General features: G+C 66.2%; 30 protein-coding genes and 2 pseudogenes. 16 read left to right on the top strand and 16 right to left on the bottom strand.

Translation table 11 applies throughout. From position 1 onward, the window contains the following. Positions 1-85: 85 nt before the first annotated feature. Together KDD17_RS12610 and KDD17_RS12605 are read left to right on the top strand one after the other, a co-directional pair. Positions 86-3,541 carry a chromosome segregation SMC family protein gene (locus KDD17_RS12610; RefSeq protein ID WP_212703984.1) on the top strand — a complete coding sequence of 1,152 codons (3,456 nt, stop codon included), beginning with the start codon at positions 86-88 and terminating at the stop codon, positions 3,539-3,541. A gap of 41 nt (positions 3,542-3,582) precedes the next feature. After that, on the top strand, positions 3,583-3,930 hold the full coding sequence (locus tag KDD17_RS12605; RefSeq protein ID WP_212703983.1) for a hypothetical protein: 348 nt from the start codon (positions 3,583-3,585) through the stop codon (positions 3,928-3,930). Here KDD17_RS12605 and KDD17_RS12600 read toward each other — a convergent pair. From KDD17_RS12600 to cobD, 3 genes and pseudogenes are all read right to left on the bottom strand, one after another. Beyond that, a complete protein-coding gene (locus KDD17_RS12600) occupies positions 3,927-5,096 on the bottom strand; it encodes a lytic murein transglycosylase (protein ID WP_212703982.1) in 1,170 nt (389 codons plus the stop codon). The genes KDD17_RS12605 and KDD17_RS12600 overlap by 4 nt on opposite strands. 9 nt (positions 5,097-5,105) lie before the next feature. Further along, positions 5,106-6,007, bottom strand: a pseudogene (gene cbiB / locus KDD17_RS12595) (adenosylcobinamide-phosphate synthase CbiB). Further along, positions 6,004-6,954, bottom strand: coding sequence for a threonine-phosphate decarboxylase CobD (gene cobD, locus KDD17_RS12590; protein ID WP_212703981.1), 951 nt, complete (start codon positions 6,952-6,954; stop codon positions 6,004-6,006). The pseudogene cbiB and the gene cobD overlap by 4 nt, the downstream one beginning before the upstream one ends. A 186-nt stretch (positions 6,955-7,140) precedes the next feature. Between cobD and KDD17_RS12585 the strand changes: the two genes are divergently transcribed. Next, complete coding sequence (locus KDD17_RS12585) at positions 7,141-7,536, top strand: response regulator (RefSeq protein WP_212703980.1); 396 nt, start codon at positions 7,141-7,143, stop codon at positions 7,534-7,536. A gap of 121 nt (positions 7,537-7,657) precedes the next feature. Here the strand turns inward: KDD17_RS12585 and KDD17_RS12580 are convergent, their stop codons facing one another. Then, a complete protein-coding gene (locus tag KDD17_RS12580; protein WP_212703979.1) occupies positions 7,658-8,632 on the bottom strand; it encodes a glutathione S-transferase family protein in 975 nt (324 codons plus the stop codon). Between the two features lie 169 nt (positions 8,633-8,801). Here KDD17_RS12580 and KDD17_RS12575 point away from each other — a divergent pair, with 169 nt between their 5' ends. Beyond that, a complete protein-coding gene (locus tag KDD17_RS12575; RefSeq protein ID WP_212703978.1) occupies positions 8,802-9,134 on the top strand; it encodes a hypothetical protein in 333 nt (110 codons plus the stop codon). Between the two features lie 2 nt (positions 9,135-9,136). Here the strand turns inward: KDD17_RS12575 and KDD17_RS12570 are convergent, their stop codons facing one another. Next, on the bottom strand, positions 9,137-10,306 hold the full coding sequence (locus KDD17_RS12570; protein WP_212703977.1) for a MalY/PatB family protein: 1,170 nt from the start codon (positions 10,304-10,306) through the stop codon (positions 9,137-9,139). A gap of 100 nt (positions 10,307-10,406) precedes the next feature. On the opposite strand from KDD17_RS12570, the gene def (KDD17_RS12565) reads away from it, so the two are divergent. From def (KDD17_RS12565) to KDD17_RS12545, 5 genes and pseudogenes are all read left to right on the top strand, one after another. Next, complete coding sequence (def, locus tag KDD17_RS12565; protein ID WP_212703976.1) at positions 10,407-10,925, top strand: peptide deformylase; 519 nt, start codon at positions 10,407-10,409, stop codon at positions 10,923-10,925. Next, on the top strand, positions 10,922-11,416 hold the full coding sequence (def, locus tag KDD17_RS12560) for a peptide deformylase (RefSeq protein ID WP_212703975.1): 495 nt from the start codon (positions 10,922-10,924) through the stop codon (positions 11,414-11,416). The genes def (KDD17_RS12565) and def (KDD17_RS12560) overlap by 4 nt, the downstream gene beginning before the upstream one ends. Beyond that, the gene (gene def, locus KDD17_RS12555; protein ID WP_212703974.1) at positions 11,413-11,910 is read left to right on the top strand and encodes a peptide deformylase; all 498 of its coding nucleotides are present in this window, start codon (positions 11,413-11,415) and stop codon (positions 11,908-11,910) included. The genes def (KDD17_RS12560) and def (KDD17_RS12555) overlap by 4 nt, the downstream gene beginning before the upstream one ends. Next, a pseudogene (gene fmt, locus KDD17_RS12550) lies at positions 11,910-12,820 on the top strand (methionyl-tRNA formyltransferase). Before def (KDD17_RS12555) ends, fmt begins: the two are co-directional and overlap by 1 nt. A 3-nt stretch (positions 12,821-12,823) precedes the next feature. Then, positions 12,824-13,060, top strand: coding sequence for a hypothetical protein (locus KDD17_RS12545; protein ID WP_212703973.1), 237 nt, complete (start codon positions 12,824-12,826; stop codon positions 13,058-13,060). Between the two features lie 76 nt (positions 13,061-13,136). Here KDD17_RS12545 and KDD17_RS12540 read toward each other — a convergent pair whose 3' ends face one another. Genes KDD17_RS12540 through KDD17_RS12515 form a run of 6 tightly spaced genes read right to left on the bottom strand, consistent with a single transcriptional unit; the run spans position 13,137 to position 16,234 of the window. Beyond that, positions 13,137-13,760 (bottom strand): trimeric intracellular cation channel family protein, encoded by a 624-nt coding sequence (locus KDD17_RS12540; RefSeq protein WP_212703972.1) that lies wholly within the window; start codon positions 13,758-13,760, stop codon positions 13,137-13,139. After that, a complete protein-coding gene (locus KDD17_RS12535) occupies positions 13,757-14,107 on the bottom strand; it encodes a hypothetical protein (RefSeq protein WP_212703971.1) in 351 nt (116 codons plus the stop codon). Before KDD17_RS12535 ends, KDD17_RS12540 begins: the two co-directional genes overlap by 4 nt. Continuing rightward, complete coding sequence (gene rnhA, locus KDD17_RS12530; protein ID WP_212703970.1) at positions 14,104-14,556, bottom strand: ribonuclease HI; 453 nt, start codon at positions 14,554-14,556, stop codon at positions 14,104-14,106. The genes KDD17_RS12535 and rnhA overlap by 4 nt, the downstream gene beginning before the upstream one ends. Continuing rightward, a complete protein-coding gene (locus tag KDD17_RS12525; RefSeq protein WP_212703969.1) occupies positions 14,549-15,136 on the bottom strand; it encodes a class I SAM-dependent methyltransferase in 588 nt (195 codons plus the stop codon). Before KDD17_RS12525 ends, rnhA begins: the two co-directional genes overlap by 8 nt. After that, entirely contained in the window at positions 15,133-15,585 is a 453-nt protein-coding gene (locus KDD17_RS12520; RefSeq protein ID WP_212703968.1) for a DUF3429 domain-containing protein, read from the bottom strand. Before KDD17_RS12520 ends, KDD17_RS12525 begins: the two co-directional genes overlap by 4 nt. A 34-nt stretch (positions 15,586-15,619) precedes the next feature. Next, on the bottom strand, positions 15,620-16,234 hold the full coding sequence (locus tag KDD17_RS12515; RefSeq protein ID WP_212703967.1) for a LysE family translocator: 615 nt from the start codon (positions 16,232-16,234) through the stop codon (positions 15,620-15,622). A gap of 163 nt (positions 16,235-16,397) precedes the next feature. Between KDD17_RS12515 and KDD17_RS12510 the strand changes: the two genes are divergently transcribed. Continuing rightward, positions 16,398-17,207 carry a crotonase/enoyl-CoA hydratase family protein gene (locus tag KDD17_RS12510; RefSeq protein WP_431358126.1) on the top strand — a complete coding sequence of 270 codons (810 nt, stop codon included), beginning with the start codon at positions 16,398-16,400 and terminating at the stop codon, positions 17,205-17,207. A gap of 3 nt (positions 17,208-17,210) precedes the next feature. On the opposite strand, the gene KDD17_RS12505 is transcribed toward KDD17_RS12510, so the two are convergent. The 5 genes from KDD17_RS12505 to KDD17_RS12485 form a co-directional block, all read right to left on the bottom strand. Next, a complete protein-coding gene (locus KDD17_RS12505; RefSeq protein ID WP_212703966.1) occupies positions 17,211-17,360 on the bottom strand; it encodes a YdeI/OmpD-associated family protein in 150 nt (49 codons plus the stop codon). Next, a complete protein-coding gene (locus tag KDD17_RS12500; protein WP_212703965.1) occupies positions 17,327-17,656 on the bottom strand; it encodes a DUF1905 domain-containing protein in 330 nt (109 codons plus the stop codon). Before KDD17_RS12500 ends, KDD17_RS12505 begins: the two co-directional genes overlap by 34 nt. Further along, positions 17,653-18,603, bottom strand: a complete 951-nt coding sequence (gene ispH, locus KDD17_RS12495) for a 4-hydroxy-3-methylbut-2-enyl diphosphate reductase (protein WP_212703964.1) — start codon at positions 18,601-18,603, stop codon at positions 17,653-17,655. The genes KDD17_RS12500 and ispH overlap by 4 nt, the downstream gene beginning before the upstream one ends. Before the next feature lie 55 nt (positions 18,604-18,658). Continuing rightward, positions 18,659-19,441 carry a helix-turn-helix transcriptional regulator gene (locus KDD17_RS12490; protein WP_212703963.1) on the bottom strand — a complete coding sequence of 261 codons (783 nt, stop codon included), beginning with the start codon at positions 19,439-19,441 and terminating at the stop codon, positions 18,659-18,661. A gap of 171 nt (positions 19,442-19,612) precedes the next feature. Further along, positions 19,613-20,170, bottom strand: coding sequence for a LabA-like NYN domain-containing protein (locus KDD17_RS12485; protein ID WP_212703962.1), 558 nt, complete (start codon positions 20,168-20,170; stop codon positions 19,613-19,615). A gap of 129 nt (positions 20,171-20,299) precedes the next feature. Between KDD17_RS12485 and folK the strand changes: the two genes are divergently transcribed. From folK to KDD17_RS12460, 6 genes are all read left to right on the top strand, one after another. Then, the gene (gene folK / locus KDD17_RS12480; RefSeq protein WP_212703961.1) at positions 20,300-20,908 is read left to right on the top strand and encodes a 2-amino-4-hydroxy-6-hydroxymethyldihydropteridine diphosphokinase; all 609 of its coding nucleotides are present in this window, start codon (positions 20,300-20,302) and stop codon (positions 20,906-20,908) included. Between the two features lie 73 nt (positions 20,909-20,981). Continuing rightward, entirely contained in the window at positions 20,982-21,335 is a 354-nt protein-coding gene (gene rpoZ, locus KDD17_RS12475) for a DNA-directed RNA polymerase subunit omega (protein ID WP_212703960.1), read from the top strand. A gap of 46 nt (positions 21,336-21,381) precedes the next feature. Then, a complete protein-coding gene (locus tag KDD17_RS12470) occupies positions 21,382-23,535 on the top strand; it encodes a RelA/SpoT family protein (RefSeq protein WP_212703959.1) in 2,154 nt (717 codons plus the stop codon). After that, complete coding sequence (locus KDD17_RS19270) at positions 23,532-23,699, top strand: hypothetical protein (RefSeq protein WP_431358125.1); 168 nt, start codon at positions 23,532-23,534, stop codon at positions 23,697-23,699. The genes KDD17_RS12470 and KDD17_RS19270 overlap by 4 nt, the downstream gene beginning before the upstream one ends. Further along, the gene (locus KDD17_RS12465) at positions 23,696-24,220 is read left to right on the top strand and encodes a DUF2062 domain-containing protein (RefSeq protein WP_431358124.1); all 525 of its coding nucleotides are present in this window, start codon (positions 23,696-23,698) and stop codon (positions 24,218-24,220) included. Before KDD17_RS19270 ends, KDD17_RS12465 begins: the two co-directional genes overlap by 4 nt. Further along, positions 24,213-24,968 carry a pyridoxine 5'-phosphate synthase gene (locus KDD17_RS12460; protein WP_212703958.1) on the top strand — a complete coding sequence of 252 codons (756 nt, stop codon included), beginning with the start codon at positions 24,213-24,215 and terminating at the stop codon, positions 24,966-24,968. Before KDD17_RS12465 ends, KDD17_RS12460 begins: the two co-directional genes overlap by 8 nt. Positions 24,969-24,992: the final 24 nt, after the last annotated feature.

Genomic DNA, 24,992 nt, shown 5'->3' with positions numbered 1-24,992 from the left:
CGATTGCCGCCCTCCCTTGTGGGGAGAGGTTGACTCGGAGGGGGCAGGATCGGCAGGTTAGCGTCTCAATCGGAATCAGGACGCGATGCGCTTTTCCAAACTCAGGCTGACGGGCTTCAAAAGCTTTGTGGACCCCACCGATCTGATCATCGCCGATGGTCTGACGGGTGTTGTGGGGCCGAACGGCTGTGGGAAATCCAACCTGCTCGAAGCGCTGCGCTGGGTGATGGGTGAAAACCGCCCCACGGCGATGCGCGGCGGCGGGATGGAGGATGTGATCTTTGCCGGGGCGGCGACGCGGCCCGCCCGCAACTTTGCCGAGGTGGCGCTGAGCATCGACAATTCGGAGCGGCTTGCGCCCGCGGGGTTCAATGAGGCCGACACGCTGGAGATCACGCGGCGGATCACGCGGGACGTGGGCAGCGCCTATAAGGCGGCGGGCAAGGACGTGCGCGCGCGCGACGTGCAGATGCTGTTCGCCGATGCCTCGACCGGCGCGCATAGCCCCGCGCTGGTGCGGCAGGGACAGATCAGCGAGCTGATCAACGCGAAGCCTAAGAACCGGCGGCGCATCCTTGAAGAGGCGGCGGGGATTTCGGGGCTCTACGCGCGGCGGCATGAGGCGGAGCTGAAGCTGAACGGGGCGGAGGCGAACCTTGCCCGCGTGGATGATGTGATCGAGCAACTGGCCGCACAGCTGGCACAGCTTGCGCGGCAGGCACGGCAGGCGGCGCGGTATCGCGATATCGGCGACCAGCTGCGCAATACCGAAGGGCTGTTGCTGTACCGCCGCTGGCGCGAAGCGGATGACGCGCGGGCGGGCGCGGAGGCGGAGTTGCGCAGCCGGGTGACTGCCGCGGCGCAGGCGGAGGCGCTGGTGCGTGCCGCCGTGAAGGCCCGTGAGGTGGCGGAGGATGCGCTGCCCGCCCTGCGCGAGGAGGACGCGATTGCCGCCGCCGTGGTGCAGCGGCTGGTGGTGCAGCGCGATACGCTGAGCGATCAGGAGGCGCGCGCCCGCCAGTTGATCGAGACGCTCACGGGGCGCATCGCCCAGCTGACCCGCGATCTGGACCGCGAGGCCGGGCTGAACCGCGACGCGGGCGAGACGATCGAGCGGTTGGAGTGGGAGGCCCGCGAGCTTGCCAAGGCGGGCGAGGGGCACGATGGCGCGCTGGCGGGTGCTGCGGAGGCGGCGCGCGAGGCGGCGGCGGTGTTGCAGGCGCGCGAGGACGCGCTGAGCCAGCAGACCGAGGATGTGGCCCGGCTGGCCGCGCGCTATGGCTCTGCCGAACGGTTGCTGAGCGACAGCCGCAAGACGGAAAGCCGCGCGCAGTCAGAGGCGGAGCGCTCCCGCGAAGCGGTGGCGCAATCTGAGGCGGCGCTGGCCCGCGCAGGTGCGGAGTATGGGGCCGCGCAGGCGGCGGAGAGTACGGCCACGCAGGCGGCCGAGGCGGCAGATGCGGCCCTGATCGCGGCTGAGGAACAGCGCGCGCAGACCCAGACGCGCGAGGCGGGCGCACGGGCCGAACGCTCCGAAGCCGAAGGCGAGATGAACGCCCTGCGCGCCGAGACCACGGCGCTGGCGAAATTGCTTGAGCGGGATACGGCGGAGGGGGGGCAGATCCTCGACCGGTTGCAGGTGGAGCATGGTTTCGAAAAGGCGCTGGGGGCGGCGTTGGCCGATGATCTGCGCGCGCCGGAGGTCGAGGCCGATGGCCCGTCGGGCTGGTCGGCGCTGCCCGGTTATGACTCGCCGCAGCCGCTGCCTGCCGGGGTCACGCCGCTGACGCAGCATGTCTCCTGCCCGGATGTTCTGGCGCGGCGCATGGCGCAGATCGGGTTGGTGGAAGCGGACGATGGCCCGCGTTTGCAGGCCGCGTTGCAGCCCGGACAGCGGCTGGTCTCGCCCGAGGGGGATTTGTGGCGTTGGGACGGGTATCGGGCCTGGGCCGAGGATGCACCCTCGGCGGCGGCGCTGCGGTTGCAACAGCTCAACCGGTTGGAAACGCTGAAGCAATCGCTGGAGCAGGCGAGCCAGCGGGCCGAAGGCGCGCGCGCGGCGCATGAGACGCTGACGCGGGAGCTGGCGGCGCAGACCGAGGCCGACAAGCGCGCGCGCGAAGCCCGCCGCGACGCCGACCGCGCGGTGGCCGACGCGGGCCGCGCGCTGAGCCGGGCCGAGGCGGAGCGCAATCTGGCGGCAGGGCGGCTCGAATCGCTGGGCCTTGCCGTGAGCCGTCACGAGGAAGAGGCGATGGGCGCGCGCGCCCGCGTGCTGGAGGCGGAGCGCGCGCTGGCCGATCTGGGCGATCTGGAGGCCGCGCGCGCGGGCGTCGAGGACGTGCGCATGACCGTCGAGGCCGCGCGCATCACGATGATGTCGCGCCGATCCGCCCACGACGAGCTGCGCCGCGAGGGCGAGGCGCGCACCAAGCGCAGCCAGGAAGTCACCAAGGAATTGAGCGGCTGGCGGCACCGGCTGGAGACGGCGGAAAAGCGCAGCGCCGAGTTGGAAGAGCGCCGGGCGGCGTCAGAGGCGGAACTGGCAACGGCGTCGGCGGCACCGGAAGAGATCACCGCCAAGCGCGACGCGCTGGCCGAGGAGATCACCCGCGCGGAAAGCCGCCGGGCGGAGGCGGCGGACAGGCTGAGCACGGGCGAGGCCGCGCTGCGCGAGGCGACGGTGGCGGAGCGGGATGCGGAGCGGCTGGCCTCTGAGGCGCGCGAGGCGCGGGCACGCTCGGACGCGCGGGCCGAGGCCGCGCGCGAGACGGTCGCCGCCGCCGCCGAGCGCATCGCGGAGGAGATGCAGCAGACGCCGGAGCAATTACTGACGCAACTGGATGTGTCGCCCGACCGGATGCCGGGGGCGGAGGCGCTGGAGGCGGACGTGAACCGTCTGAAACGTCAGCGCGACGCGCTGGGCGCGGTGAACCTGCGGGCTGAGGAGGACGCCCGCGAGGTGCAGGAGGAGCATGATTTGCTCGTCTCGGAAAAGGCGGATCTGGAAAGTGCTATCAAGACGCTCCGCCACGGGATTGCCAGCCTCAACCGCGAGGGGCGCGAGCGGCTTCTGACGGCGTTCGAGCAGGTGAACAGCAATTTCTCGATGCTTTTCACGCATCTCTTTGGCGGGGGCGAGGCCAATCTGGTGATGGTGGAGAGTGACGATCCGCTGGAGGCGGGGCTTGAGATCATGTGCCAGCCGCCGGGCAAGAAGCTGAGCACGCTGAGCCTGTTGAGCGGGGGGGAGCAGACGCTGACGGCGATGGCGCTGATCTTTGCCGTGTTTCTGGCGAACCCGGCGCCGATCTGTGTGCTGGATGAGGTCGACGCGCCCCTGGACGATGCGAATGTGACGCGGTTCTGCGATCTGCTGGACGAGATGTGCCGCCAGACCGACACGCGATTCCTGATCATCACGCACCACGCGGTGACGATGGCGCGCATGGACCGGCTGTTTGGTGTGACGATGGCCGAGCAGGGGGTGAGCCAGCTTGTCTCCGTCGATCTGAAAAAGGCGGAAACGCTGGTCGCGTAAACGTGCGTGGTCGTGCGGGTGGGGAGCGGGTAGGCTGACCCATGCGCTTTGCCCTGATCCTCTGCCTGCTTCCGTCGATTGGTTTTGCCGATGGCTTTGCCACGCTTGCGGGCGACACACCGCTGAGCCGTGCGGAGGTCGTCGCGATGACGCGCGGCGGCGACGTGCTGTTCTACGAGGGCGGCCGGTCGCGCTATTCGGTGGGCGGCGCGTACAGCTATACCTACGCCAGCGGCGAATCGGCGTTCGGCACGTTTCAAGTGGGCGCGGATGGCACGGTTTGCATCGCCTACCGCAACGGGCGCGCGCGCTGCGACCGTTTCGTACGCAGTCACGGGCGGTTGGTGATGCTGACCGCGGACGGTCAGCGGTTCCCGATCAGGCCCTAAAGCGCGTTCAGAAGCGCGGGCGTGGGCCAGGCGTCGGCGGGCAGGCCAAGCCGTTCCTGTTCCGCGCGCACGGCGGCGCGGGTGCCGGCGCCGAGGATGCCGTCGATCTTGCCCACATCGTAGCCGCGCGCCTGAAGTTTGGATTGCAGCGCCTTCATCTGATCGCCGCTCAGCCCCGGTTCGGGGCTGCCCGCGTCATAGACCTGCGCGCCGCCCAGCCGGGTGGCGAAATAGGCGGCAGTCAGCACGTAGGTAAAGCTTTGGTTCCATTCGAAATAGACGTTGAAATTTGGATAGGTGAGGAAGGCAGGCCCGCCGCGCCCCTGCGGCACGATCAGCGAAGCGGGCAGATCCGCGATACGCCCGTCACGCGCGGTGACGCCAAGGGCGGCCCATTCGGCGCCCGGTTTCACGGTGTCCAGACCGCTGAGGCCCCAGTCGAACCCCTGCGGTACGGTGACTTCGTCGATCCACGGCTCATTCGCGCGCCAGCCCAGTTCCGACAGCATCTTGCCGCCCGATACCAGCGCGTCGGGGGCCGAGGTTTTCAGCGACACGCGCCCGTCGCCGTCGCCGTCGGTGCCGTTCTCAAGGATGTCGCGGGGCAGCATTTGTACCATGCCAATCTCCCCGGCCCAGGCGCCGGTGGTGGTGGCGGGATCGAATTCACCGCGCGCGAAAAGCTCTATCGCGGCGATGACCTGCGGGCGGAAGAGGTCGGGGCGACGGCAATCGTGGGCGAGGGTGACGAGGGCGTTGGCGGTGTTGAAATCCCCCTGGAACGAGCCGTAGTCCGTCTCGAACGCCCAGAAGGCCAGCAGCACGTTGCGGTCGACGCCGTAGTCGGCCTCGATCCGGTTGAACACGCTGTTGTAGCGCTGGGCGTTGCTGCGGCCGGCGGCGATACGGTCGTTTGAGATCAGGCGGCGGGAAAAGTCGATGAAGGGGCGCTGGAAGACGCCCTGCGCGCGGTCGGCGCGTAGCACGGCGGGATCCTGACGCACGGAGCGGAAAAAGCGATTGGCCGTCTCGGGGGCGATGCCTTCGGCGATCGCCTCGGCCTTGAGCCCGTCGATGAAGGTGCTGAAGCTTCCGCCGCAGGGAGTGTTGGCAAGGGCGGTGAGCGGAAGGGCGGCGAGGGCCGCGGCAAGGAAAACGGAACGCATGAAAAGACCTCAATCAATCAGTATTACAATGGCCGCAAAGGCCAGCAGAACACCCCAGGCGTGCCACAGCCGCCGGATAGCGGCGTCGATGTCGGGGGCGCCGATGTCGCGCGCGCCCTCGGGGTTCACAAAGGGGAACGTCTGCATCCGCCCATCATAGGCGCGCGGCCCGGCGAGGGCCACCGAGATTGCGCGCGCCATGGCGGCCTCGGGCCAGCCGGCGTTGGGGGAGCGGTGCATACCAGCGTCGGCGGCGATGGCGCGCCACTGTCCCAGAACGCCCCCGGCAGGGCGATCAGCACCGCCGTGAGCCGCGCGGGTATAAAGTTGAGCAGATCGTCGAGACGCGCGGCGGCTTTGCCAAAGGCGTCGTATTGCGGGGTGCGGTAGCCGATCATGCTGTCGGCGGTGTTGACGATCTTGTAGATGAGCAGACCGGGCAGGCCCGCCACGGCGAACCAGAAGGCAGGCGCGATCACGCCGTCCGAGAGGTTTTCGGCGGCGCTCTCAATGGCGGCGCGGGCCGTCGCGGGCGTGTCCATAGCGGCGGTATCGCGGCTGACGATCATCGCGACCGCGCGGCGTCCGTCGCCCAAGGATACGCGCAAACCATCTGCCACGGCCTGCACATGCTGCACCAGCGAGCGTTGGGCGAGCAGGATCGCGGCGATCACGATTTCCACGACGGGGCCGCCGAAGCTGAGACCGTGGCCGAGGATCCCCGCGCCAAGGACCAGCAGCACAAGCGCGGCGGCGCCTTTGGCGATGCGCTGTGATCCATGGTTGAGCGCGCGGTCGAGCGCGCCGACCGCGCGTCCCATCAGCACGGCAGGGTGCGGCAGGCGCTGCCAGAGCCAGCGCGGCTCTCCCAAGGCGGCGTCGAGCAGGAGGGCGGCGAGCAGGGCGGTCATGTCAGCGCGCGGGCCAGACGGCCCCAGCCGGAGGCGGGCGGCAGGCCAAGGCGGAGCCAGCGGGGATTGTAGGGGAACACGCGGCTCCAGATGTGATGCCGGGCGAGACGGTCCTGCCAGGCGGCGGCGTCGTGCACCTCGTAGAGGCGAAACAATGTCGTGCCGCCCAGCGATAGGGCGCCCGCGGTTTGCATCAGCGCGTCGAGGCGGGCGGCGTCGGCGTGCAGGCGGGCGCGGGTGCGCGCGGCCCAGTCGGGATCGTTGAGCGCTGCCGCACCGATGCGCAGCGCGGGGCCTGCCACGGGCCAGGGGCCGAGCCGCTCGCGCAGCTGTGCCACCAGCTCCGGATCCCCGATGACGAAGCCGAGCCGCAGACCGGCGAGGCCCCAGAACTTGCCAAAACTCTTGAGGATTAGCGTGCCGGGCTGCGCGCTGTGCGCGATCAGCGAAGCGTCAGGCCGGACGTCGCAAAAGCTTTCGTCGATGATGCGCAGCGGGGCGGTGAGATCGCTTGCTCCTGTCAGCTTCCCGTCTGGGTTGTTCGGATGCACGGCGACCTGTGCCTGTGCGCCGACGGTGGGCGTGTCGTGAATGTGCCAGCCCGCAGCGCGAAAGGCGGCGGCGTGTTCGTTGTAGGTCGGAGCCGGGATCGCGACGGTGCCGGGGGGACGCAGGTGGGGAATCATCGCGATCGGTGCAGAGGCGCCGGACGTGGCAAGCAGGTCCGCCGTCTGCGGTACGGCCCAGAAACGCCGTGCAGCCGCAGCAAGCGCGTCCTGCGCGCCCGTATCGGGCAGGGCGGCCCAATCCTGCGCGCTCAACTCTGGCAGATCGTAGGGTAGCGGATTGATTCCAGTTGATAAATCTATCCAGTCGGCACGATCGCCACCGTAGGTTTGCGCGGCGGCATCGATACCGCCACCGTGATCGCGATGCTGCGCGTGCATGATGACCTCCCGAAAGGTTGAACGCGCGAGGCGTCAAATGCGCTAAATTCAGCCGAAACCTCCCCTGTCACAAAGCGGAGTTTCGCGTATATGACTGAGCAAGTTAAGCAGTTACAAGAGTAGCGCTTTTGGTTAGTAATTTGTTAACCAAATCGGACCGACGCTCAGTCAGGTAAAGGAGTGCCGATGCAGTGTGCCAGCAATCAACCGCCACGTGTCTTGATCGTTGAAAGCGTGTCAGAATTGGCGGGCATCTGGGCGCGGCACCTTGAGCGTCAGGGGATGAGCGTGACGGTCTCGGGCACGCAGGACGAAGCGATTGCGCATCTTGCGGAGCAGACGATCGACATCATCATCCTTGATCTGGTGATCGACAAGGGTTCGGCGCTGGCGATTTCGGATTACGCCAATTACCGCCAACCCGAAGCGCGGGTGATCTTTGTCACCAACACCAGCTTTTTCTCGGATGGGTCGATCTTTGCCCATTCGGCGAACGCGCGCGCCTTTGTGCAAAGCGACACACCGCCCGAGGATTTGGCGGCCATGGTCGCGCATTACAGTGACGAGCGGCGCGCCAGTTAGCTGCACCGGCCCGACGACCCATTCGAAGAGCCTCAGACGGTGCCAGATGCGCCGATACCGGCGCCCCCCTCTCCGGCAGGGCAGCGTTCCAATTCGCGCACGCCCGCAGACGTTGACGAAGCTACCCGCGCCGGTGCGGTTCGAGCCAGTCAATCACCGGATTTATCGGAAGGATTCGGTGCGGATTGATGCTTTCGTGGCTGTAGTGGTAGTGGCGCACGATATGATCGAAATGCACCGTATTGGCCACACCGTCCCACTGGAACAGCTCGCGGGTATAGGCCCAGAGGTTGGGATAATCCACGATCCGGGCGCGGTTGCATTTGAAATGCTGGTGATAGACCAGATCAAAGCGCACGAGGGTGGTGAACAGCCGCCAATCCGCTTCGGTGATCCGGTCACCCATGAGGTAGCGGTTTGTGGCCAGCCGGTCCTCCAGCCAGTCGAGCGTGTCAAACAGCGGGTGCACGGCGGCGTCATAGGCCTCTTGCGTGGTCGCGAAACCGGATTTGTAGACGCCGTTGTTGAGCGTGTCGTAGATGCGGTCGTTGACCGGCGCGATATCGCCATGCAGATCCGCAGGGTAATAGTCATCGGTGTTGCCGGTCAGCCCGTCGAAGGCTGAATTGAACATGCGGATGATCTCGGAGGATTCGTTGGAAACGATGGTATCGCGGTCGCGGTCCCAGAGGATGGGCACGGTGACGCGGCCCGTAAAATCAGCCTGCGCGCGGGTGTAGAGGTCGCGCGCGAAGGGGAGGCCGAACTGCCGATCCCCGGTGGCGCCGTCAAAGCTGTCGTCAAAGCTCCACCCGTCGCCCAGCATGTCGGGATGCACCACGGAAACGTCGATCAAATCCTCAAGGCCCTTGAGCGTGCGGAAGATCAGCGCGCGGTGGGCCCATGGGCAGGCGTGGCTGACGTAGAGGTGATAGCGCCCCGCCTTGGCCGGAAAGCCCCCGTCGCCCGTGGGGCCCGCGCTGCCGTCGGGGGTGATCCAATTGCGAAACTGCGATTCCTGCCGTTTGAACGCACCGCCACTTTTCTTGGTGTCGTACCAGCTGTCGTGCCACTCGCCGTCGATCAACAGTCCCATATCTCTCTCCTTTTTCGCTGTGGATCAGATAGGCGTGGCCTGTCGCAGGGAAATCCCCGATCCCGGCGCATCTGCTCTGCGCAGATGCACAGCGGGGAATTTTTGACGAATCGGGTTGCCTTAACGAAAGATCGACACAACTTTGAGCAGAGTACTGGGAGGAGGTTTCATGGATATTTTTCTGCCGCAGGGATTCACGCCCGACAAGGCACGCCCAAGGGTGTCTGCCGCGAACCGTCACCGCCAGTTGCATGTGGATGCGGGCGGCATTCTGCTCGCCGTGCTGCGCAGCTGGTCACGCGGGTTTGTCACCGCATCCGAGGGCACGCCGGCGCTGACCGGGCTTGTCAGCGTATTCGATGGCTCGGAGCTTTTGTACAGCGGTGTGATTACCGGATCGCACGCGGTGGGCGACGAGCGGCACTATGCCGTGCGCCGCGCGGGACGACCCGATTTGGCCGCCCGCGAGGCGATGGATCCCGTCCAGCACGCCAGCCGCTAGGCTTACTGCAGGTCGCCGAACGCGTCTGCCAGACGGGCGCAGGCTTCCTCGACCCGCGCGCGCGGTGTGGCGATGTTGAACCGCAGGAAGCTTTCGCCGCCGGTGCCGAAGGTCGGTCCGTGGTTGGCGGCAATTCCCGCCTTCTGCTCGACCCGGTTGGTGAATTCCTCGCGGGTCATTCCGGTGCCGTCAAAATCTACCCAGGCGAGATAGGTCGCCTCGAGCGGCATGGATTTCAGGCCCGGGATCGCGTTGACCGCATCGTCGAACAGGCGCCGGTTGCCATCGAGATAGCCCACAAGATCGTCGACCCATGCCGCGCCCTCCGGCGAATAGGCAGCGGTCGCCATGAACAGACCAAAGCTGTTGGGCGACAGGCCAAGGGCGGCCATGCGCGCGCCGAATTTGGCGCGCAGGTCCGGATCGGCGATGATGACGTTGCCGGAATGGCTGCCCGCGATGTTGAACGTCTTGGTCGTGGCGGTCATCATCACCAGCCGGTCGGCAATACCGTCGATATTGGCCATGGGGATGTGGGTGTGGCCGGGCATCACCAGATCGTGGTGGATCTCGTCCGAGACAAGCACCAGATCGTGACGCCTGGCGAAATCGGCGACGGCTTGCAGCTCGTCGCGGGTCCAGACGGTGCCGCCGGGATTGTGCGGGGAGCAGAGCACGACCATCGTCTCAGAGCCGTCCATCTGCGCGTCATAGGCGTCGAAATCCATGGTGTAGCGGCCATCGGTCTGGTGCATCTCGCATTCGACCACGCGGCGCCCGGCGGCGTTAATCACCTTGGCAAAGGCGTGATAGACGGGGGTGAACAGCACCACACCGTCACCCGGCGCGGTGAAGGCATCGACGCACATGGCCGTGCCGTTCACGAGGCCATGGGTGGTAAAGATATGCGCGGGATCGAGATCCCAGCCGTGACGCTGCCGCATCCACCACTGGATCGCGGCGCGGTATTTGCTGTCGTCGCCAAAATAGCCATAGACGCCGTGATCGACCATGTCCTGCACGGCCTGTTGCACCACGGGGGCGGTTTTGAAATCCATGTCGGCCACCCACATGGAAATCCCGGTATCGGCGGGCACGCCATACAGGCTTTCCATCGCGTCCCATTTCACGCAGTGGGTGCCGCGGCGGTCGATCGGGGTGTCAAAACTCATGGGGGTACTCTCCTGTCCGGGTTTGGCGCGAGGGTAGCGTGCGGGGGGCTGGGCGCAAGCCCCGCTTGCGGGATCGGCGGGGGTGCCCTACATCAGCCGCATGAAACGCCCGATCCTTTATCACCCCGACCCGCGTCTGAAGAAATCCTGCCCGCCGGTGCAGGAGATCACGGATGATCTGCGCAGCCTTGCCGACGACATGCTGGCCACGATGTACGACGCCCCCGGTGTCGGGCTCGCCGCGCCGCAGGTGGGCGTGCTGCACCGTCTGGTCGTGCTTGACTGCGTCAAGGAAGAGGGCGAGGCGCCGCGCCCGCTGGTGATGTTCAACCCCGAGATCACAGCGTCGTCGGACGCGCTGAACACCTACGAGGAAGGCTGTCTGAGCCTGCCGGAGCAATTCGCGGACGTGACCCGCCCGGCGGAGGTTGAGGTGCGTTGGCTGGATGCCGACGGCAAGGAGCACCGCGAAGGGATGGACGGGCTGTGGGCGACCTGCGTGCAGCACGAGATCGACCATCTGGATGGCAAGCTGTTCATCGACCACCTCAAGCCGCTGCGCCGTCAGATGATCACCCGCAAGATGGTGAAGTTCAAACGTGAGCTGGCGCGCGGATGAGCGTGCTGGAGATCCGCCGCTGGCCTGACCCGGTGCTGCGGGAGACCTGCGTGCCGGTCGCGGCGGTCTCGCCCGAGATCGAGACGCTGGCGCGCGATATGCTCGAGACGATGTATGCCGCTCCCGGCCGCGGTCTGGCCGCGCCGCAGGTGGGCCACCTGCACCGGATGTTCGTGATGGATGTCGGCTGGAAAGAGGGCAAGCCCGATCCGCTGGTCTGCATCAACCCGATGCTGACGGAAGTAGGCGAGGAAAGCGCGGTGGGCCCCGAGGGCTGTTTGAGCATTCCGGGCGTGAGCGCCGATGTGCGCCGCGCCACCGAGGTGCAGATGGTGTGGACCGGCTTGAACGGCGCGCGCTATGTGCAGCGCTTTACCGGGTTTGCCGCCGTTTGCGCGCAGCATGAGCTGGATCACCTCGACGGGGTGGTGACGTTTGACCATCTGGATGCCGACACCCGCGCCGCGCTCGAAGCGGAGTTTGTGGCATGAGCGTGCGGCCCATCCTGCGCTGGCCGGACAAGCGGTTGCGCACGGCCTGCACGCCCATCGCCGAGGTGACGGACGAGATCCGCGCGATCTGGGACGATATGATCGATACGATGGATGCGATGCCCGGCGTGGGCCTTGGCGCGCCGCAGATCGGCGTGCTGCAGGCGCTGGCCGTGGTGGATACCTCTGAGGCGCGCAACAAGCGGATCCGGCTGGCGAACCCGGAGATCATTGATGCCTCGGCCATCCTGAACGCCCATGAGGAGGCAAGCCCGTGTCTGCCCGGCGTGTCGGCCACGGTGAAGCGGCCGCGCGGTGTGCGGGTGCGGTTCATGGAGGAGAGCGGCGAGACGGTGGAGCGCGACTTTGTCGGCCTTGACGCCACGAGCGTGCAGCACCAGATCGACCATCTGGCCGGGCGGATGTATTTTGACCGCTTGAGCAAGGTCAAACGCGACATGCTCTTGCGGCGCGCAAAAAAGGCGGGCGGCTGATGCGGGTGGTGTTCATGGGCACGCCGGAGTTCTCGGTGCCGGTGCTCGACGCGCTGGTCGAGGCCGGGCACGAGGTCGCGGCGGTCTATTCGCAGCCCCCCCGCCCGGCGGGGCGCGGCAAGCGGGACCGGCCCAGCCCGGTGCACGCGCGCGCCGAGGAGATGGGCATCGAGGTGCGCACGCCGGTGAGCCTGCGGGAGCCAGCGGTGCAGGCGGATCTGGCCGCGTTGGATGCAGAGATCGGGGTGGTCGTCGCCTACGGTCTGATCCTGCCGCAGGCCGTGCTGGACGCGCCCGCACGCGGCTGTCTGAACATCCACGCAAGCCTGTTGCCGCGCTGGCGCGGGGCGGCCCCGATCCACCGTGCGATCATGGCGGGTGATACGGAAACCGGGGTGTGCATCATGCAGATGGAGGCGGGGCTCGACACCGGCCCGGTCTTGTTGCGCCACACGGTCGAGATCGGCGCGGAGGAGACCACCGCCGCCCTGCACGACCGGCTGAGCGCGCTGGGCGCGCGGGCGATTGTCGCGGCGTTGGCCGATCTGGACGGGCTCACCCCGAGGCGCAGCCCGACGCGGGCGTCACCTACGCCGAAAAGATCGACAAGGCCGAGGCCCGCATTGACTGGACCCGCCCTGCGGTCGAGGTGGATCGCCTGATCCGCGGGCTGTCGCCCTTTCCCGGTGCGTGGTTCCAGCACGAGGGCACGCGCATCAAGGTGCTGGCCTCGCGGGTGGTTGCGGCGGCCGGCGGGCCGGGCGAGGTACTGGACGACGCGCTGACGATTGCCTGCGGTGACGGTGCCGTGCAGTTGATCCGCTTGCAAAGGGCGGGCAAGGGCGCGCAGGATGCGGCAGAGTTTCAGCGCGGCAAGGCAATTGCCGCGGGCACCGTATTGGAAGGTTGATCCATGCTTCCCACCATCATCGGCACGGTCGTGATCGCTGGCATCATCGGCTATGTCTCGGAAAAGACGGGATGGACCCATAACGGGATCCTTCAATCGATCATCATCTGCGTGGGCGGGGCGTTCTTGTTCTATTTCGTGCGGTTGATGTTCGGGTTTGGCTTTGGATCGGCGGGGATGAATGCGATCGTCTCGTCCATCGGGGCGCTGGTGATCGTGCCGTTTCACTGGCGGCGCTGAAAACGGACCGGGTGCCTGCGGCAGGTGTCGGATTTAGGTATTTTTGAAAGGGTGCAGGTTGGGGAGCGCCTTTGCGCTAGCGTTTTGCGCGCGGTGGGCGGCTTTTGTAGACGGGCAGATGCCAGCCGAAGGCGAGCGAGCCTGCGCGCAAGGCCCAGGTGACGGTCGCGCCGATCAGAAGCGGGGAGGGGAGGGCGAGCGTTGCGAGTGTGGCAGCCGTGGCAGCACCCGCGAAGGCGGCGGTGACGTAGAGCTCGCCCTGTTTGAGCACGAGAGGGACTTCGCCCACGACCACGTCGCGCATCAGCCCGCCCATGCAGCCGGTAATCATGCCCATCAGGATGATGATGGGGATGGAGTGACCAAGGCCGATGGCGACACCCGCCCCTGCGGCCACGGCGATGGCAAGCGCGATGCTGTCGAGCCAGACGAGGGTGCGCAGGCGGCTTTCGATCAGGTGGGCCGTCAGAAAGATCGTGAGCGCGGCGGCGCAGGCGGTGGCGATGTAGCCCGGGGCGGCGATCCAGAAGATCGGGTTGCGGTCGAGCAGCACGTCGCGGATCGTGCCGCCGCCCACCGCCGTTAGGCAGGCGATGAAGGCAAAGCCCACCAGATCAAGCTGCGCGCGGGAGGCCACCAGTGCACCGGTGATCGCAAAGACGAGGACCGAGGCGTAATCGAGCACGCAGAGCAGGGTCATAGCGTGGCGCGGATCCAGTCGAGGGCGGGGTGGTTGCCCGCGTCGCTCAAGGGGATCCAGCGGCCTGTCACCAAGGTGCCGTCGGGGGTGAGATGGCGCCAGGTTTCGCGCACGGGCGGTTTGATGCGGCACAGGATGAAGTGCCATTCGGCGCCTTTGGTGATGTCCGTCGAGGTGCCGAGCGGCAGGGCGCTGCGCGTCTCGAGCCCGAGGGCATCAAAGAGCAGATGAGCGGCGGCGGGGGCGGGGGGCTGCGTGGTTTCGGCAAAGAGCAGCGCGTCGGCCCTCGCGATCCGCAGCGGTGCGCCGTCGGGGTGCAGGGCGACGGGGCAGGTGACGGTGATCATTTCTTGAACGGCGCCATACCCGCGCGGGCCAGCGCATCGGCGCGCTCGTTCTCGGGGTGGCCTGCGTGGCCCTTGACCCATTCCCACGTCACGCGGTGGCGCGCGTTGGCGGCGTCGAGGCGCTGCCAGAGCTCGGCATTCTTGACGGGTTTTTTGGCTGCGTTTTTCCAGCCGTTTTTCTTCCAGCCGAAGATCCAGCCGGTGATCCCGTTTTTGACGTAGTTGCTGTCGGTGACGATGGTGATTTCGGTATCGCGGGCGAGCGCTTCGAGCGCCGAGATGGCGGCCATGAGCTCCATACGGTTGTTGGTGGTCGCCGCTTCGCCGCCCTTGAGTTCGCGTTCCTTGACGACTGTGTCGCCGTCGCGGGCGATCATCAGGGCGCCCCAGCCACCGGGGCCGGGGTTTCCGCTGCAGGCGCCGTCGGTGTATGCGTAGAGTTTAGCCATATGCCGCGAGGGTTATCCAATCGGCATAGGTGCCGTCCAGCCCTTTATCGCGCCCGGTGGTGGCGGCGGTCACGGTAAAGCCTGCGTCCGCGAGCAGGCCGCGCAGTTCCGCCTCGGTGACGTAGGTGTAGCGGCGGCCGATGGCGTCGCGCTGCGTGCCGGTGCCGGTCTTCATGCCGATGTGGAAGGCGCCGCCGGGGCGCAGGGCACGGTGCAGCGCGCTCAGGTGGCGGGGCAGGTCGGCGCGCGCCGCGTGCAGCAGGCTGAAGTTGGCCCAGATCCCGTCGTAGAGGTCTTCTCCGGCGATTTGGTCGAACGTCATCTGCCGCGCCGTCACACCCGGATGCCGGGCGGCGAGGGCGACCATTTCGGCCACGGCGTCGGTGGCGGCGGGGTGCAGACCCGCATCTGCCATGGCGGCGGCGGCGTGGCCCGGGCCGCAGCCGAGGTCGAGCACCTGCGCGCCCGGTTTCAGCCGCGCGATGAACGTGGCGAGATGCGGATCCTCGATCTGCGCGAATTTGGCGTAGTCGGCGGTGCGGGTGGCGTAGACGCGCAGGGTTTCGTCATCGTGGCTCATAGGAAGGCCGTCACCGCAAGGCAGGCGAGTACGATGACCGTCAGAAGGACCCGCAGCGACAGCCACCAGCGCGGGGCGAGGCCCCATTGCCAGAACGCAAAATCCAGCAGCAGCAGGCCGGCAAAGCCGATCATCAGGTTCAGGCTGGCGCTGGTCGGGCCGTCGCCCGTCATCAGGAACGCCCAGAGCGCGGGGATGACCGACAGGGCGTAGCCGGTGGCCGCGCGGGCGCCCTCGGCCTTGGTTGCGAACCCCCACAGCACGCCGGACATGAACGACAGGATCACCGCGCCGTAGAACAGCTGCACATAGGGGCCGATGAAGCGGGGGCCGAACCATGCAAGCCCCTGTTGCGCGAGGCTGTCGGAGAGCACGGTGGCGGCGCCCCAGACAAAGGGGATGAGGCCGGCGAGGCCAAGGATCAGCGGGGCGCGGGGGATGGGGTGCATGGGGCTCTCCGGTTAGGCGTGTTCGGGATGTAGCTCAGGCACGCTCCAGCGCCAACCGGCCCGCGAGTGCGGCGAAGATCGCCGCAAAGGAGCGCGAGAGCCACGCCATCGCCCGCTCGGACCCCAAAAGCCACCGGCGCGCGGCGGCGGCAAAGACGCCGTAGGCCACGAACACGCCGAACGTCATCGCCATGAACACCGCGCCCAGCAGGGCCATTTCCGCCGTGGCGGTGGCCGGATTGCCCGACAGGAAAGGCGGCAGCAGCGCGAGAAAGAAGATCGACAGTTTCGGGTTGAGGATGTTGATGAGCGCGCCGCGCCGGGCGATCACCCAACCGGGCTGGCGCGTCTGCGCCGCCGAAACGTTGAGCGCGCCGCCCGCGCGCAGGCTGCTCCATGCGAGATACAGCAGGTAGGCGACGCCGGCCCATTTTACGGCTGTGAACAGCAGTGCCGAGGTGTGCAGCACGGCGGCCAGCCCCAGCGTGGCGGCGGCGAGGTGCGGCACGATCCCGAAGGTGCAGCCAAGGGCGGCCCAGAGTGCGGCGCGCCTGCCGCGTCCGAGGCCAAGCGCCAGCGTGTAGATGACGCCGGTGCCCGGCGCGATGACGACGACAAGAGCGGTGAGCAGGAATTGAAGGGAGATCATGGGGCGGCCTTTCGGGATGCGGATGTGGGCAGGCTACGCCCCGGTGCCGTGCTTGTGAAGGCATGGCGGTAACGCTACGTCACGGGCGCGGGCGGCGATGGGGCTTGCTTTTCGCGGGCGCAGGGATGTCATTGGGGGGATATTCTTCCGAAAGGACATTGCCATGGCGCTGACCATTGATCCCGCCCGTTTCACCAACCTCAAGCTTGACGAGGACCCCAGCGGCGTCTGGACGGTGACGCTGAACCGTCCGGCCAAGCGCAACGCGCTGGACATCGACACCATCGAAGAGCTGATCGCGTTCTTCGCCGACGCCCCGCGGGCGGGGGTCAAGGCGGTGGTGCTGGCCGGCGCGGGGGATCACTTCTGCGCGGGGCTGGACCTGATCGAGCATCACGACGCCGACCGCAGCCCGGCGGATTTCATGCACGTCTGCCTGCGCTGGCACGAGGCGTTCAACAAGATGGAATACGGCGGCGTGCCGGTGATCGCCGCGCTCAAGGGCGCCGTGGTGGGCGGCGGGCTGGAGCTGGCAAGTGCGGCCCACGTGCGGGTGATGGATGCCACGACCTATTTCGCGCTGCCCGAGGGGCAGAGGGGGCTGTTTACCGGTGGCGGCGCCACGATCCGCGTGACCGATCTGGTGGGCAAGGCGCGGATGATCGATATGATGCTGACGGGCCGCGTCTATCAGGGGCAGGAGGCGGTCGATATCGGCATGGCACAGTACCGCGTGGAAGGGTCGAGCATGGATCTGGCGATGGAGCTGGCACGCAAGGCCGCCGCCAACCTGCCGCTGACGAATTTCGCCATCTGCTCGGCCGTGAGCCACATGCAGAACATGTCGGCGCTGGATGCGGCCTATGCCGAGGCGGTCGTCGCAGGCGTGGTCAACACCCAGCCCGATGCGCGCGCGCGCTTGGCGGCATTTGCGGATAAATCGGCGGCCCGTGTGCGGCCCAACGCGGAATAGCGGCTACAGCGCGCGCAGCAGGGCCGCGATGCGTTTGGCGCGGGTTTCGGGGCGGGCGGCGGCCTCGATCGGGGCGATGAGGCCGCGGCGTTTGCCGGGGGTGAGGGCGTTCCACGCGGTCAGACGTTCGGATTGGCGCAGGGCCAGCAGCACATCCTCGGGGTGTCGACGTGGTTCGGATCGGCGGCGCGAAGGCGGATGGTGATTTCGTCCCCCGGCGCGATGTCGGCGGCCTTCAGCAGCGCCTTGCCGGTGTAGAGAAACGCATCGTCAAGGACCGGCGCGCGTGTGACGGCAAGATTGACGGGATGATCGGCGATCTCCCCCTCCACCCGCTTGGGGTGGCCAAGCCGGGCGAGGATGGCCTCTGGCAGGCGCACCACGGTATAGGTGTTGCGCCCCCATTCCATCGGCTCGATCCGGCCGTCGAAGTCGACGGGTTCGCTCACGCGGGTTCGCGCAGGACGCGGGGCACCTTGAATTCGACATTCTCGACCGCCGTCTCGACCAATTCGGTCGTCACGTCATAGCGGGCGCGGAAGGCATCGATGACCTCGTTGATGAGCACTTCGGGCGCCGAGGCCCCGGCGGTGATGCCGACCGAGGTGATCCCGTCGAGCGCGCGCCAGTCGATGTCATCGGCGCGCTGGACCAGCTGGGCGTAGGCGCAGCCGGCGCGGGCGCCGACCTCGACCAGACGTTTGGAATTCGACGAGTTGGGCGCGCCGACCACCAGCATCGCGTCGCATTTGGGGGCCATCGCCTTGACCGCTTCCTGACGGTTGGTGGTGGCGTAGCAGATGTCTTCCTTGTGCGGGCCGACGATGGCCGGGAAGCGCGCCTGAAGGGCCGCGACGATATCGGCGGTATCGTCAACGCTGAGCGTGGTCTGCGTGACGTAGGCCAGCCGCGCGGGGTCGCGCACGTCGAGCGTGGCCACGTCATCCGGCGTCTCGACCAGCAGCACCTCGCCCTCGGGCAACTGGCCCATCGTGCCGACGGTTTCGGGATGGCCCGCGTGGCCGATCATCACCATTTGCAGGCCGTTGTCGGCGTGGCGCTGTGCTTCGATATGGACCTTGCTGACCAGCGGGCAGGTGGCATCGACATAGACCATGTTGCGCGCCTGCGCGGCGCTGGGCACGGATTTGGGCACGCCGTGGGCGGAAAAGATGACCGGGCGGTCGTCGGGACATTCCGACAGCTCTTCGACAAATACGGCGCCCTTGTCGCGCAGCCCGTCGACGACGAATTTGTTATGCACGATCTCGTGGCGCACGTAGACGGGCGCGCCCCATTTTTCCAGCGCCATCTCGACGATCTTGATCGCGCGGTCCACGCCCGCGCAGAACCCGCGCGGGGCGGCGAGATACAGGGTCAGGGGGGCATTGGACATGGGCGGGCTCCGGTCTGTGTCGTGCACCAGACATAAGGGGTGCGGGCGCGAAGGTCTACGGGCTGCGGCGGCCGGAGGGTGCGACACCGGGAAGCCCACCGGCCTCTTCCAGCAGCAGGGCTGCCGCCGCCGCCGCGCTGGTCACGCCCAGTTTGCGATAGCCCTGTTTGGCGTAATCCGACAGCGTGTGGATAGAGATGCCGCAGATCCTGGCGCTTTGGGCGCGGGTTTTGCCCTGGGCGAGCATCAGGATCACCTCGGTTTCGCGCGGGGTGAGCTGATCGAACGCCGCGGGCAGGGCGCGGGCCACCAGCGCGGGACGCTCGGTGCGGGCGGGCCGGTCCGCGCGGGGGATCAATTCTTCGAGGCGGCGGTGGACGATCATGCAAAACAGCCGCAGCTCTTCGGTGCGCGGCACGATGGTGCGCTGGAAATCGACAGCTGATTGTCCGTTGCCGATGATAAAGCCGCCAAATCGGTCGGCCCCCATCAGGCGCATCGGTATGGCGAGTGCGGCGTTGAACCCGAAGGTCGCGGCGCGTTCGATGAACGCACGTTCTTCGGGCGAGATATAGGGATGGCGGTCGACAAAGGCCGCGCCGGCGAGAATCACTTCGTAACTTTCGCAGCAGTAGCGCAGGAACGGATCCTCCCGCGGTGGACGCTCGTGATACAACTCCTTGACGGTGGTGCGCACGAAGAGGTCCGAGAAATCATTGCCGACGGTGATATAGACCATGTGGTCAATGCCCGCCGTCCCAAGACCCTCGCGCGCGGCCTGCCAGAGGCAGTCCGGATCGGTTTCATTCTCGATTTTCGCGGCGGTATCGAGGAGCACTGGCACTTTCCTGACATATCCCCCCGAACAGGGGGGACCAACGGGGTCCCGGTCAGGTTATGTTAAGGAGTGGGCAGCGTGCAACGCACGTCGCATATTCGCCTGTCGTTTTCATGACGCCAATGCTCCGGCTGCCTCACTTGGGGGGCCGGGGCATTTTTTTGCGCGCTGTCAGTCGTCGTCGCGGGCGGGCGCGGGATCGCGGGGCGGGCGGCCGATCACGTCGCGCAGATCGTCAAGGTCGATGAAATTGTCCGCCTGGCGGCGCAATTCGTCCGAGATCATCGGGGGCTGGCTGCGGATGGTCGAGACGACCGAGACGCGCACGCCCTGACGTTGCAATGATTCGACCAGCGGGCGGAAATCACCGTCGCCCGAAAAGATGACGATGTGATCGACGCGCGGCGCCAGTTCCATCGCGTCAACCGCCAGCTCGATATCCATGTTCCCCTTCACCTTCCGGCGCCCCATGCTGTCGGTGTATTCCTTGGCCGGTTTTGTCACCATGGAAAAACCGTTGTAGTGCAGCCAATCGACCAGGGGGCGAATGGGAGAATATTCGTCGTTTTCCAGAAGGGCGGTATAGTAAAAAGCGCGCAGCAGTTTGCCGCGCCGCATGAATTCCTGCCGCAACAGTTTGTAATCTATGTCGAAACCGAGAGCCTTGGCCGCTGCGTAGAGATTCGAGCCGTCAATAAAGAGCGCAAGCCGCTCGTCCTTATAAAACATGTAAATTCCTTTTTGGGCCAATCTTTCGGATGCGTCTGCCGCACCCTGCGCCAAAGATGTGTTTTGTAAAATTCAACTCGTATCACATCCACGGTACGCTACGCGGTGAACACATAGGGAAATTTGCAGATGTCGCAATATGCAACAACGGGGAAAAGCGGCGGAAAATCGCCCTCCGTCAGGTCAACAATACTCGTCGCGCTGGGATCCAACGCACCTTATGAAGATGCCAGCCCGCGCGCAATAATTCAATCAGCGATTGAAGTGCTGGCGGATTTGAGCGGTGCGGCGCCGCGGGTGAGCCGCTTTTTCGCGACACCGGCCTTTCCGCCGGGCAGCGGGCCTGCGTTCGTGAACGCGGCGCTGGCGGTCGAGGTCGGCTGGTCGCCGCAGGAGGCCCTCGCCCATCTGCACAGCATCGAAAGCACGCAGGGGCGGGTGCGTGCCGTGCGCTGGGGCCAGCGCACGCTGGATCTGGATCTGATCGCGTGCGGCGCCACGGTGCTGCCCGACGCGCGCACCCATGCGCAGTGGCGCGATCTGGATCCGCAGGCCCAGCGGTTGCGCGCCCCACAAGAGCTGATCCTGCCACACCCGCGCGTGCAGGACCGTGCCTTTGTTCTCGTGCCCTTGATGGACGTCGCGCCCGAGTGGGTCCACCCGCTGTTGGGGCGCAGCGTGCGCGAGATGTACGATGCCCTGCCGCCTGAGGCATTGGCAGAGGTGAAGCCCCTGTAATACCTGCTTGTAAATCTGCACGATCCGCCCTAGATAGCGCATTCTTACCCAAGCTTGAGATTGGAGCATCCCCATGGCCCGCGTGACCGTCGAAGACTGCGTTGATAAGGTACCCAACCGTTTCGAACTGGTGATGCTTGCTGCGCACCGCGCCCGCGAAATCTCGGCCGGGTCGCCCGCCACAGTGGACCGCGACAACGACAAGAACCCCGTCGTCTCGCTGCGCGAGATCGCGGAAGAGACACAATCGGCGCAGGATCTGCGCGAGCGTCTGATCGAATCGAACCAGACCCAGATCGAGGTCGACGAGCCCGAAGAGGACGCGATGGCGCTTTTGATGGGTGCCGAGCAGGACAAGCCCGAAGAGGATAGCATGTCCGAAGAGATGTTGCTGCGTCAGCTGATGGCGGCACAGGGTCAGGGATAAGCGCGGCGGGAACGCTCCCGCCCCCCAAGGTTGGTAAAGGCGGACGATGACGCAGACTGCCGACGACCTGCTGGCCCTCGTAAAAGGGTTCAACCCCAGAACAAACGAGCGGCTGATCCGGGCCGCCTATGCCTACGGTGATCTGATGCACACCGGGCAGACCCGTCATTCGGGCGAGCCCTATTTCACACATCCCGTGGCCGTGGCCGCCATTCTGGCGGAGCAGCAGCTGGATGACGCCACGCTCATCACCGCCCTGCTGCACGACACCATCGAGGACACGCCGGCCAGCTACGCGGAAGTTGCCGAGCTTTTCAGTGAAGAGGTGGCAGAGCTTGTCGATGGGGTGACCAAGCTTACCAATCTGCAGCTCAATTCGACCGAGACCAAGCAGGCGGAGAATTTCCGCAAGCTCTTCATGGCGATGAGCAAGGATCTGCGAGTTATCCTGGTCAAACTTGCCGACCGTCTGCACAACATGCGCACGATCAAGGCGATGCGCCCGGCCAAGCAGGTGCAAAAGGCCCGCGAGACCATGGACATCTTTGCCCCGCTGGCGGGCCGCATGGGGATGCAGTGGATGCGCGAAGAGCTGGAGGATCTGGCGTTTCAGGTGCTCAACCCCGAGGCGCGCAAATCCATCATCCGGCGGTTCATTACCCTGCAACGTGAAACCGGCGACGTGATCCAGCGCATCACCACCGATATGCGCGCCGAGATGGACCGCGCGGGCATCGAGGCGGATGTGTTCGGCCGCGCCAAGAAACCCTATTCGATCTGGCGCAAGATGGAGGAGAAAGAGCAATCCTTCTCCCGCCTGTCGGACATCTACGGCTTTCGCGTCATCACCGACAGCGAAGAGGATTGTTATCGCGCGCTGGGCGCCATTCACCAGCGCTGGCGCGCGGTGCCGGGGCGGTTCAAGGATTACATCAGCCAGCCCAAATCCAACGGCTACCGCTCGATCCACACAACGGTGTCGGGGCGCGACGGCAAGCGGGTCGAGGTACAGATCCGCACGCGTCCCATGCATGACGTGGCCGAGACGGGGGTGGCGGCGCATTGGTCCTATCGCGACGGGGTGCGGTCGAAAAACCCGTTTGCGGTGGATCCGGTGAAATGGATCAGCCAACTCACCGAACAGTTCGACGCCGAGGAGGATCACGAGAGCTTTCTCGAAGCGGTCAAGCTGGAGATGTATACCGACAAGGTGTTCTGCTTTACCCCCAAGGGGGAGGTCATCAAGCTGCCCAAGGGCGCGACACCGATTGATTTTGCCTACGCCATCCACACGCGAATCGGCGCGGCCTGTGTGGGGGCAAAGGTGGACGGCATTCGCGTGCCACTTTGGACGCGGGTCAAGAACGGCCAATCGGTCGAGATCATCACCGCCGAGGGGCAGACACCGCAGGCCACATGGCTTGATATCGCGACGACCGGCAAGGCCAAGACAGCGATCCGGCGGTCCTTGCGTGAGATGGACCGAGAACGCTTTGTCAAACTGGGGCGCGAGCTGGCGCGGTCTGCGTTCGAACAGGTCGGCAAGCGGGTCACCGACAAGGTGCTGGAAACCGCGGCGCGGCATCTGCGCCACAAGGACGCGGAGACCGTGCTGGAACTGCTTGGCAGTGCCGAGATCACCGGGCGCGAGGTGGTCGAGGCCGTCTATCCCAACCTCGAGGTGCCTCAGGGCGAGCAGATCGAGCGCAAGCGCGCCATTATCGGTCTTGAGCCGGGGCAATCGTTCGACCGCGCGCCCTGTTGTGAGCCGTTGCCCGGCGAGCGGATCATCGGCATCACCTTTCGCGGCAAGGGCGTGACGCTGCACGCCATCGATTGCGACCGGCTGAGCGCCTATGAGGACCAGCCCGAGCGCTGGCTGGATCTGCGCTGGCACGACGGCAGCCATCCGGCGGTCTACAGTGCCACGCTGGATGCGACCATCGGCAACGACCGCGGCGTTCTGGGCCGGATCTGCACCTTGATTGGGGAGGCGGGGGCCAATATCTCGGATCTGAATTTCACCGAACGAAAGCCAGATTTTTTCCGCGTTCTGATGCATATTGAATTTCGCGATGCTGCGCATCTGCATTCGCTGATGCTGACCCTGCAAGCCGAAGGAAACGTTGCCGCCTTGACCCGTTACCGCAATCCCAAAGCTGGCCTGCCGGACGCGCAAGCGGACGGGCCGCGCGCGTGATCTTCAAGCGGCGAGATCCCAAGCCGTGGCTGCGGTCGGTGGCGGAGTTCCTGTGGCCGCGCGGCGGCTGGACGCGGGCGTTTCACTACGTCAAACACCGCATGCGGCGCCTGCCGGACAGTCCCGAGCGGATCGCGCGGGGATCTGGGCCGGGGTGTTCGTGACGTTCTCACCGCTGTTCGGGCTACATTTCGTGGCGGCAATCGTGCTCGCCAAGCTGATGAAGGGCAACATGGTCGCAGCCCTCATGGCGACCTTTGTGGGCAATCCGCTGACGTTCGTGTTCATCGCGCTCGCCTCGCTGAAATCGGGGCACTGGATCCTTGGCACCGAGCTGCAACAGGGTGAGTTGCGCGCGCTCAGCCGCAAGTTCGGCGATGCGGGCAGCGATCTTTGGCACAACTTCGTTGCGGTTTTTACCGATGACAGGATGGATTGGTCCGGTCTTGCGATCTTTTCGCGCGACATCTTCTATCCCTACCTGATCGGCGGCATTTTGCCCGGTATCTTCTTTGCCACGCTCAGCTATTACCTGATGGTGCCGGTGCTGCGCGCCTATCAGCAGCGCCGCCGGGGCATGATCAAGGCGAAGTTCGAGGCGCTCAAGGCCAAGACGGCGGCCAAGGCGGAAGAGAAAAAGCGGCTCGCCGCCCGGAAGGACAAGGAAGGGAAGGCCAATGGCTGAAAAAGGCAAGCTGAGACTGGGTGTGAACATCGACCACGTGGCAACCGTGCGCAACGCGCGTGGTGGGGCGACCCCCGATCCGCTGCGCGCGGCGCGTATCGCGCAGGAGGCCGGGGCGGACGGCATCACCGCACATTTGCGAGAGGATCGTCGCCATATCTCGGACGCGGACATCGACGGGCTGATGGAGGTTCTGACGGTGCCGCTGAATTTCGAGATGGCGGCAACCGATGAGATGCAGAAGATCGCCCTGCGCCACAAGCCACACGCCGTGTGCATCGTGCCCGAAAAGCGCGAGGAGCGCACGACCGAGGGCGGGCTGGAGGTGGCACGCGAGGAAAACCGGCTGGCGCATTTCATCGCACCGCTGCGCGAGGCGGGCAGCCGTGTGTCGATCTTCATCGCGGCAGAGCAGCGCCAGATCGAGGCCGCGCACCGCATCGGCGCGGAGGTGATCGAGCTGCACACCGGCGCCTATTGCGACGCCCACGCGGAGGGCCGCATGGAGGACGCCGCAGAGGAGCTGCGCAAGCTCGGCGAGATGGCGACATTTGCCGACGCTCTGGGCCTTGAGGTCCACGCGGGCCACGGGCTGACCTACGACACGGTCCAGCCGGTCGCGGCGTTCCCGGAGGTGATGGAGCTCAACATCGGGCATTTCCTGATCGGGGAAGCGATTTTTCGCGGGCTGCAACCGGCCATCGCCGAGATGCGCGATCTGATGGATGCGGCGCGCGCGGATGCGTAACGAGCCGAATTTTACAAAAATTCG

It is taken from the genome of Sulfitobacter albidus, from assembly GCF_018200035.1.
Classification (GTDB): Bacteria; Pseudomonadota; Alphaproteobacteria; order Rhodobacterales; family Rhodobacteraceae; genus Sulfitobacter; species Sulfitobacter albidus.
Note: the sequence above shows the minus strand (reverse complement) of the source record. Positions and strands in the feature narration are given on the sequence as shown.

Bases quoted from the DNA above. Each gene is read 5' to 3' on its own strand.
- KDD17_RS12610 (WP_212703984.1), top strand. From the start codon at position 86: ATGCGCTTTTCCAAACTCAGGCTGACGGGCTTCAAAAGCTTTGTGGAC.
- KDD17_RS12605 (WP_212703983.1), top strand. From the start codon at position 3,583: ATGCGCTTTGCCCTGATCCTCTGCCTGCTTCCGTCGATTGGTTTTGCC.
- KDD17_RS12600 (WP_212703982.1), bottom strand. From the start codon at position 5,096: ATGCGTTCCGTTTTCCTTGCCGCGGCCCTCGCCGCCCTTCCGCTCACC.
- cobD (WP_212703981.1), bottom strand. From the start codon at position 6,954: ATGCACGCGCAGCATCGCGATCACGGTGGCGGTATCGATGCCGCCGCG.
- KDD17_RS12585 (WP_212703980.1), top strand. From the start codon at position 7,141: ATGCAGTGTGCCAGCAATCAACCGCCACGTGTCTTGATCGTTGAAAGC.
- KDD17_RS12580 (WP_212703979.1), bottom strand. From the start codon at position 8,632: ATGGGACTGTTGATCGACGGCGAGTGGCACGACAGCTGGTACGACACC.
- KDD17_RS12575 (WP_212703978.1), top strand. From the start codon at position 8,802: ATGGATATTTTTCTGCCGCAGGGATTCACGCCCGACAAGGCACGCCCA.
- KDD17_RS12570 (WP_212703977.1), bottom strand. From the start codon at position 10,306: ATGAGTTTTGACACCCCGATCGACCGCCGCGGCACCCACTGCGTGAAA.
- def (WP_212703976.1), top strand. From the start codon at position 10,407: ATGAAACGCCCGATCCTTTATCACCCCGACCCGCGTCTGAAGAAATCC.
- def (WP_212703975.1), top strand. From the start codon at position 10,922: ATGAGCGTGCTGGAGATCCGCCGCTGGCCTGACCCGGTGCTGCGGGAG.
- def (WP_212703974.1), top strand. From the start codon at position 11,413: ATGAGCGTGCGGCCCATCCTGCGCTGGCCGGACAAGCGGTTGCGCACG.
- KDD17_RS12545 (WP_212703973.1), top strand. From the start codon at position 12,824: ATGCTTCCCACCATCATCGGCACGGTCGTGATCGCTGGCATCATCGGC.
- KDD17_RS12540 (WP_212703972.1), bottom strand. From the start codon at position 13,760: ATGACCCTGCTCTGCGTGCTCGATTACGCCTCGGTCCTCGTCTTTGCG.
- KDD17_RS12535 (WP_212703971.1), bottom strand. From the start codon at position 14,107: ATGATCACCGTCACCTGCCCCGTCGCCCTGCACCCCGACGGCGCACCG.
- rnhA (WP_212703970.1), bottom strand. From the start codon at position 14,556: ATGGCTAAACTCTACGCATACACCGACGGCGCCTGCAGCGGAAACCCC.
- KDD17_RS12525 (WP_212703969.1), bottom strand. From the start codon at position 15,136: ATGAGCCACGATGACGAAACCCTGCGCGTCTACGCCACCCGCACCGCC.
- KDD17_RS12520 (WP_212703968.1), bottom strand. From the start codon at position 15,585: ATGCACCCCATCCCCCGCGCCCCGCTGATCCTTGGCCTCGCCGGCCTC.
- KDD17_RS12515 (WP_212703967.1), bottom strand. From the start codon at position 16,234: ATGATCTCCCTTCAATTCCTGCTCACCGCTCTTGTCGTCGTCATCGCG.
- KDD17_RS12510 (WP_431358126.1), top strand. From the start codon at position 16,398: ATGGCGCTGACCATTGATCCCGCCCGTTTCACCAACCTCAAGCTTGAC.
- ispH (WP_212703964.1), bottom strand. From the start codon at position 18,603: ATGTCCAATGCCCCCCTGACCCTGTATCTCGCCGCCCCGCGCGGGTTC.
- KDD17_RS12485 (WP_212703962.1), bottom strand. From the start codon at position 20,170: ATGTTTTATAAGGACGAGCGGCTTGCGCTCTTTATTGACGGCTCGAAT.
- folK (WP_212703961.1), top strand. From the start codon at position 20,300: ATGTCGCAATATGCAACAACGGGGAAAAGCGGCGGAAAATCGCCCTCC.
- rpoZ (WP_212703960.1), top strand. From the start codon at position 20,982: ATGGCCCGCGTGACCGTCGAAGACTGCGTTGATAAGGTACCCAACCGT.
- KDD17_RS12470 (WP_212703959.1), top strand. From the start codon at position 21,382: ATGACGCAGACTGCCGACGACCTGCTGGCCCTCGTAAAAGGGTTCAAC.
- KDD17_RS12460 (WP_212703958.1), top strand. From the start codon at position 24,213: ATGGCTGAAAAAGGCAAGCTGAGACTGGGTGTGAACATCGACCACGTG.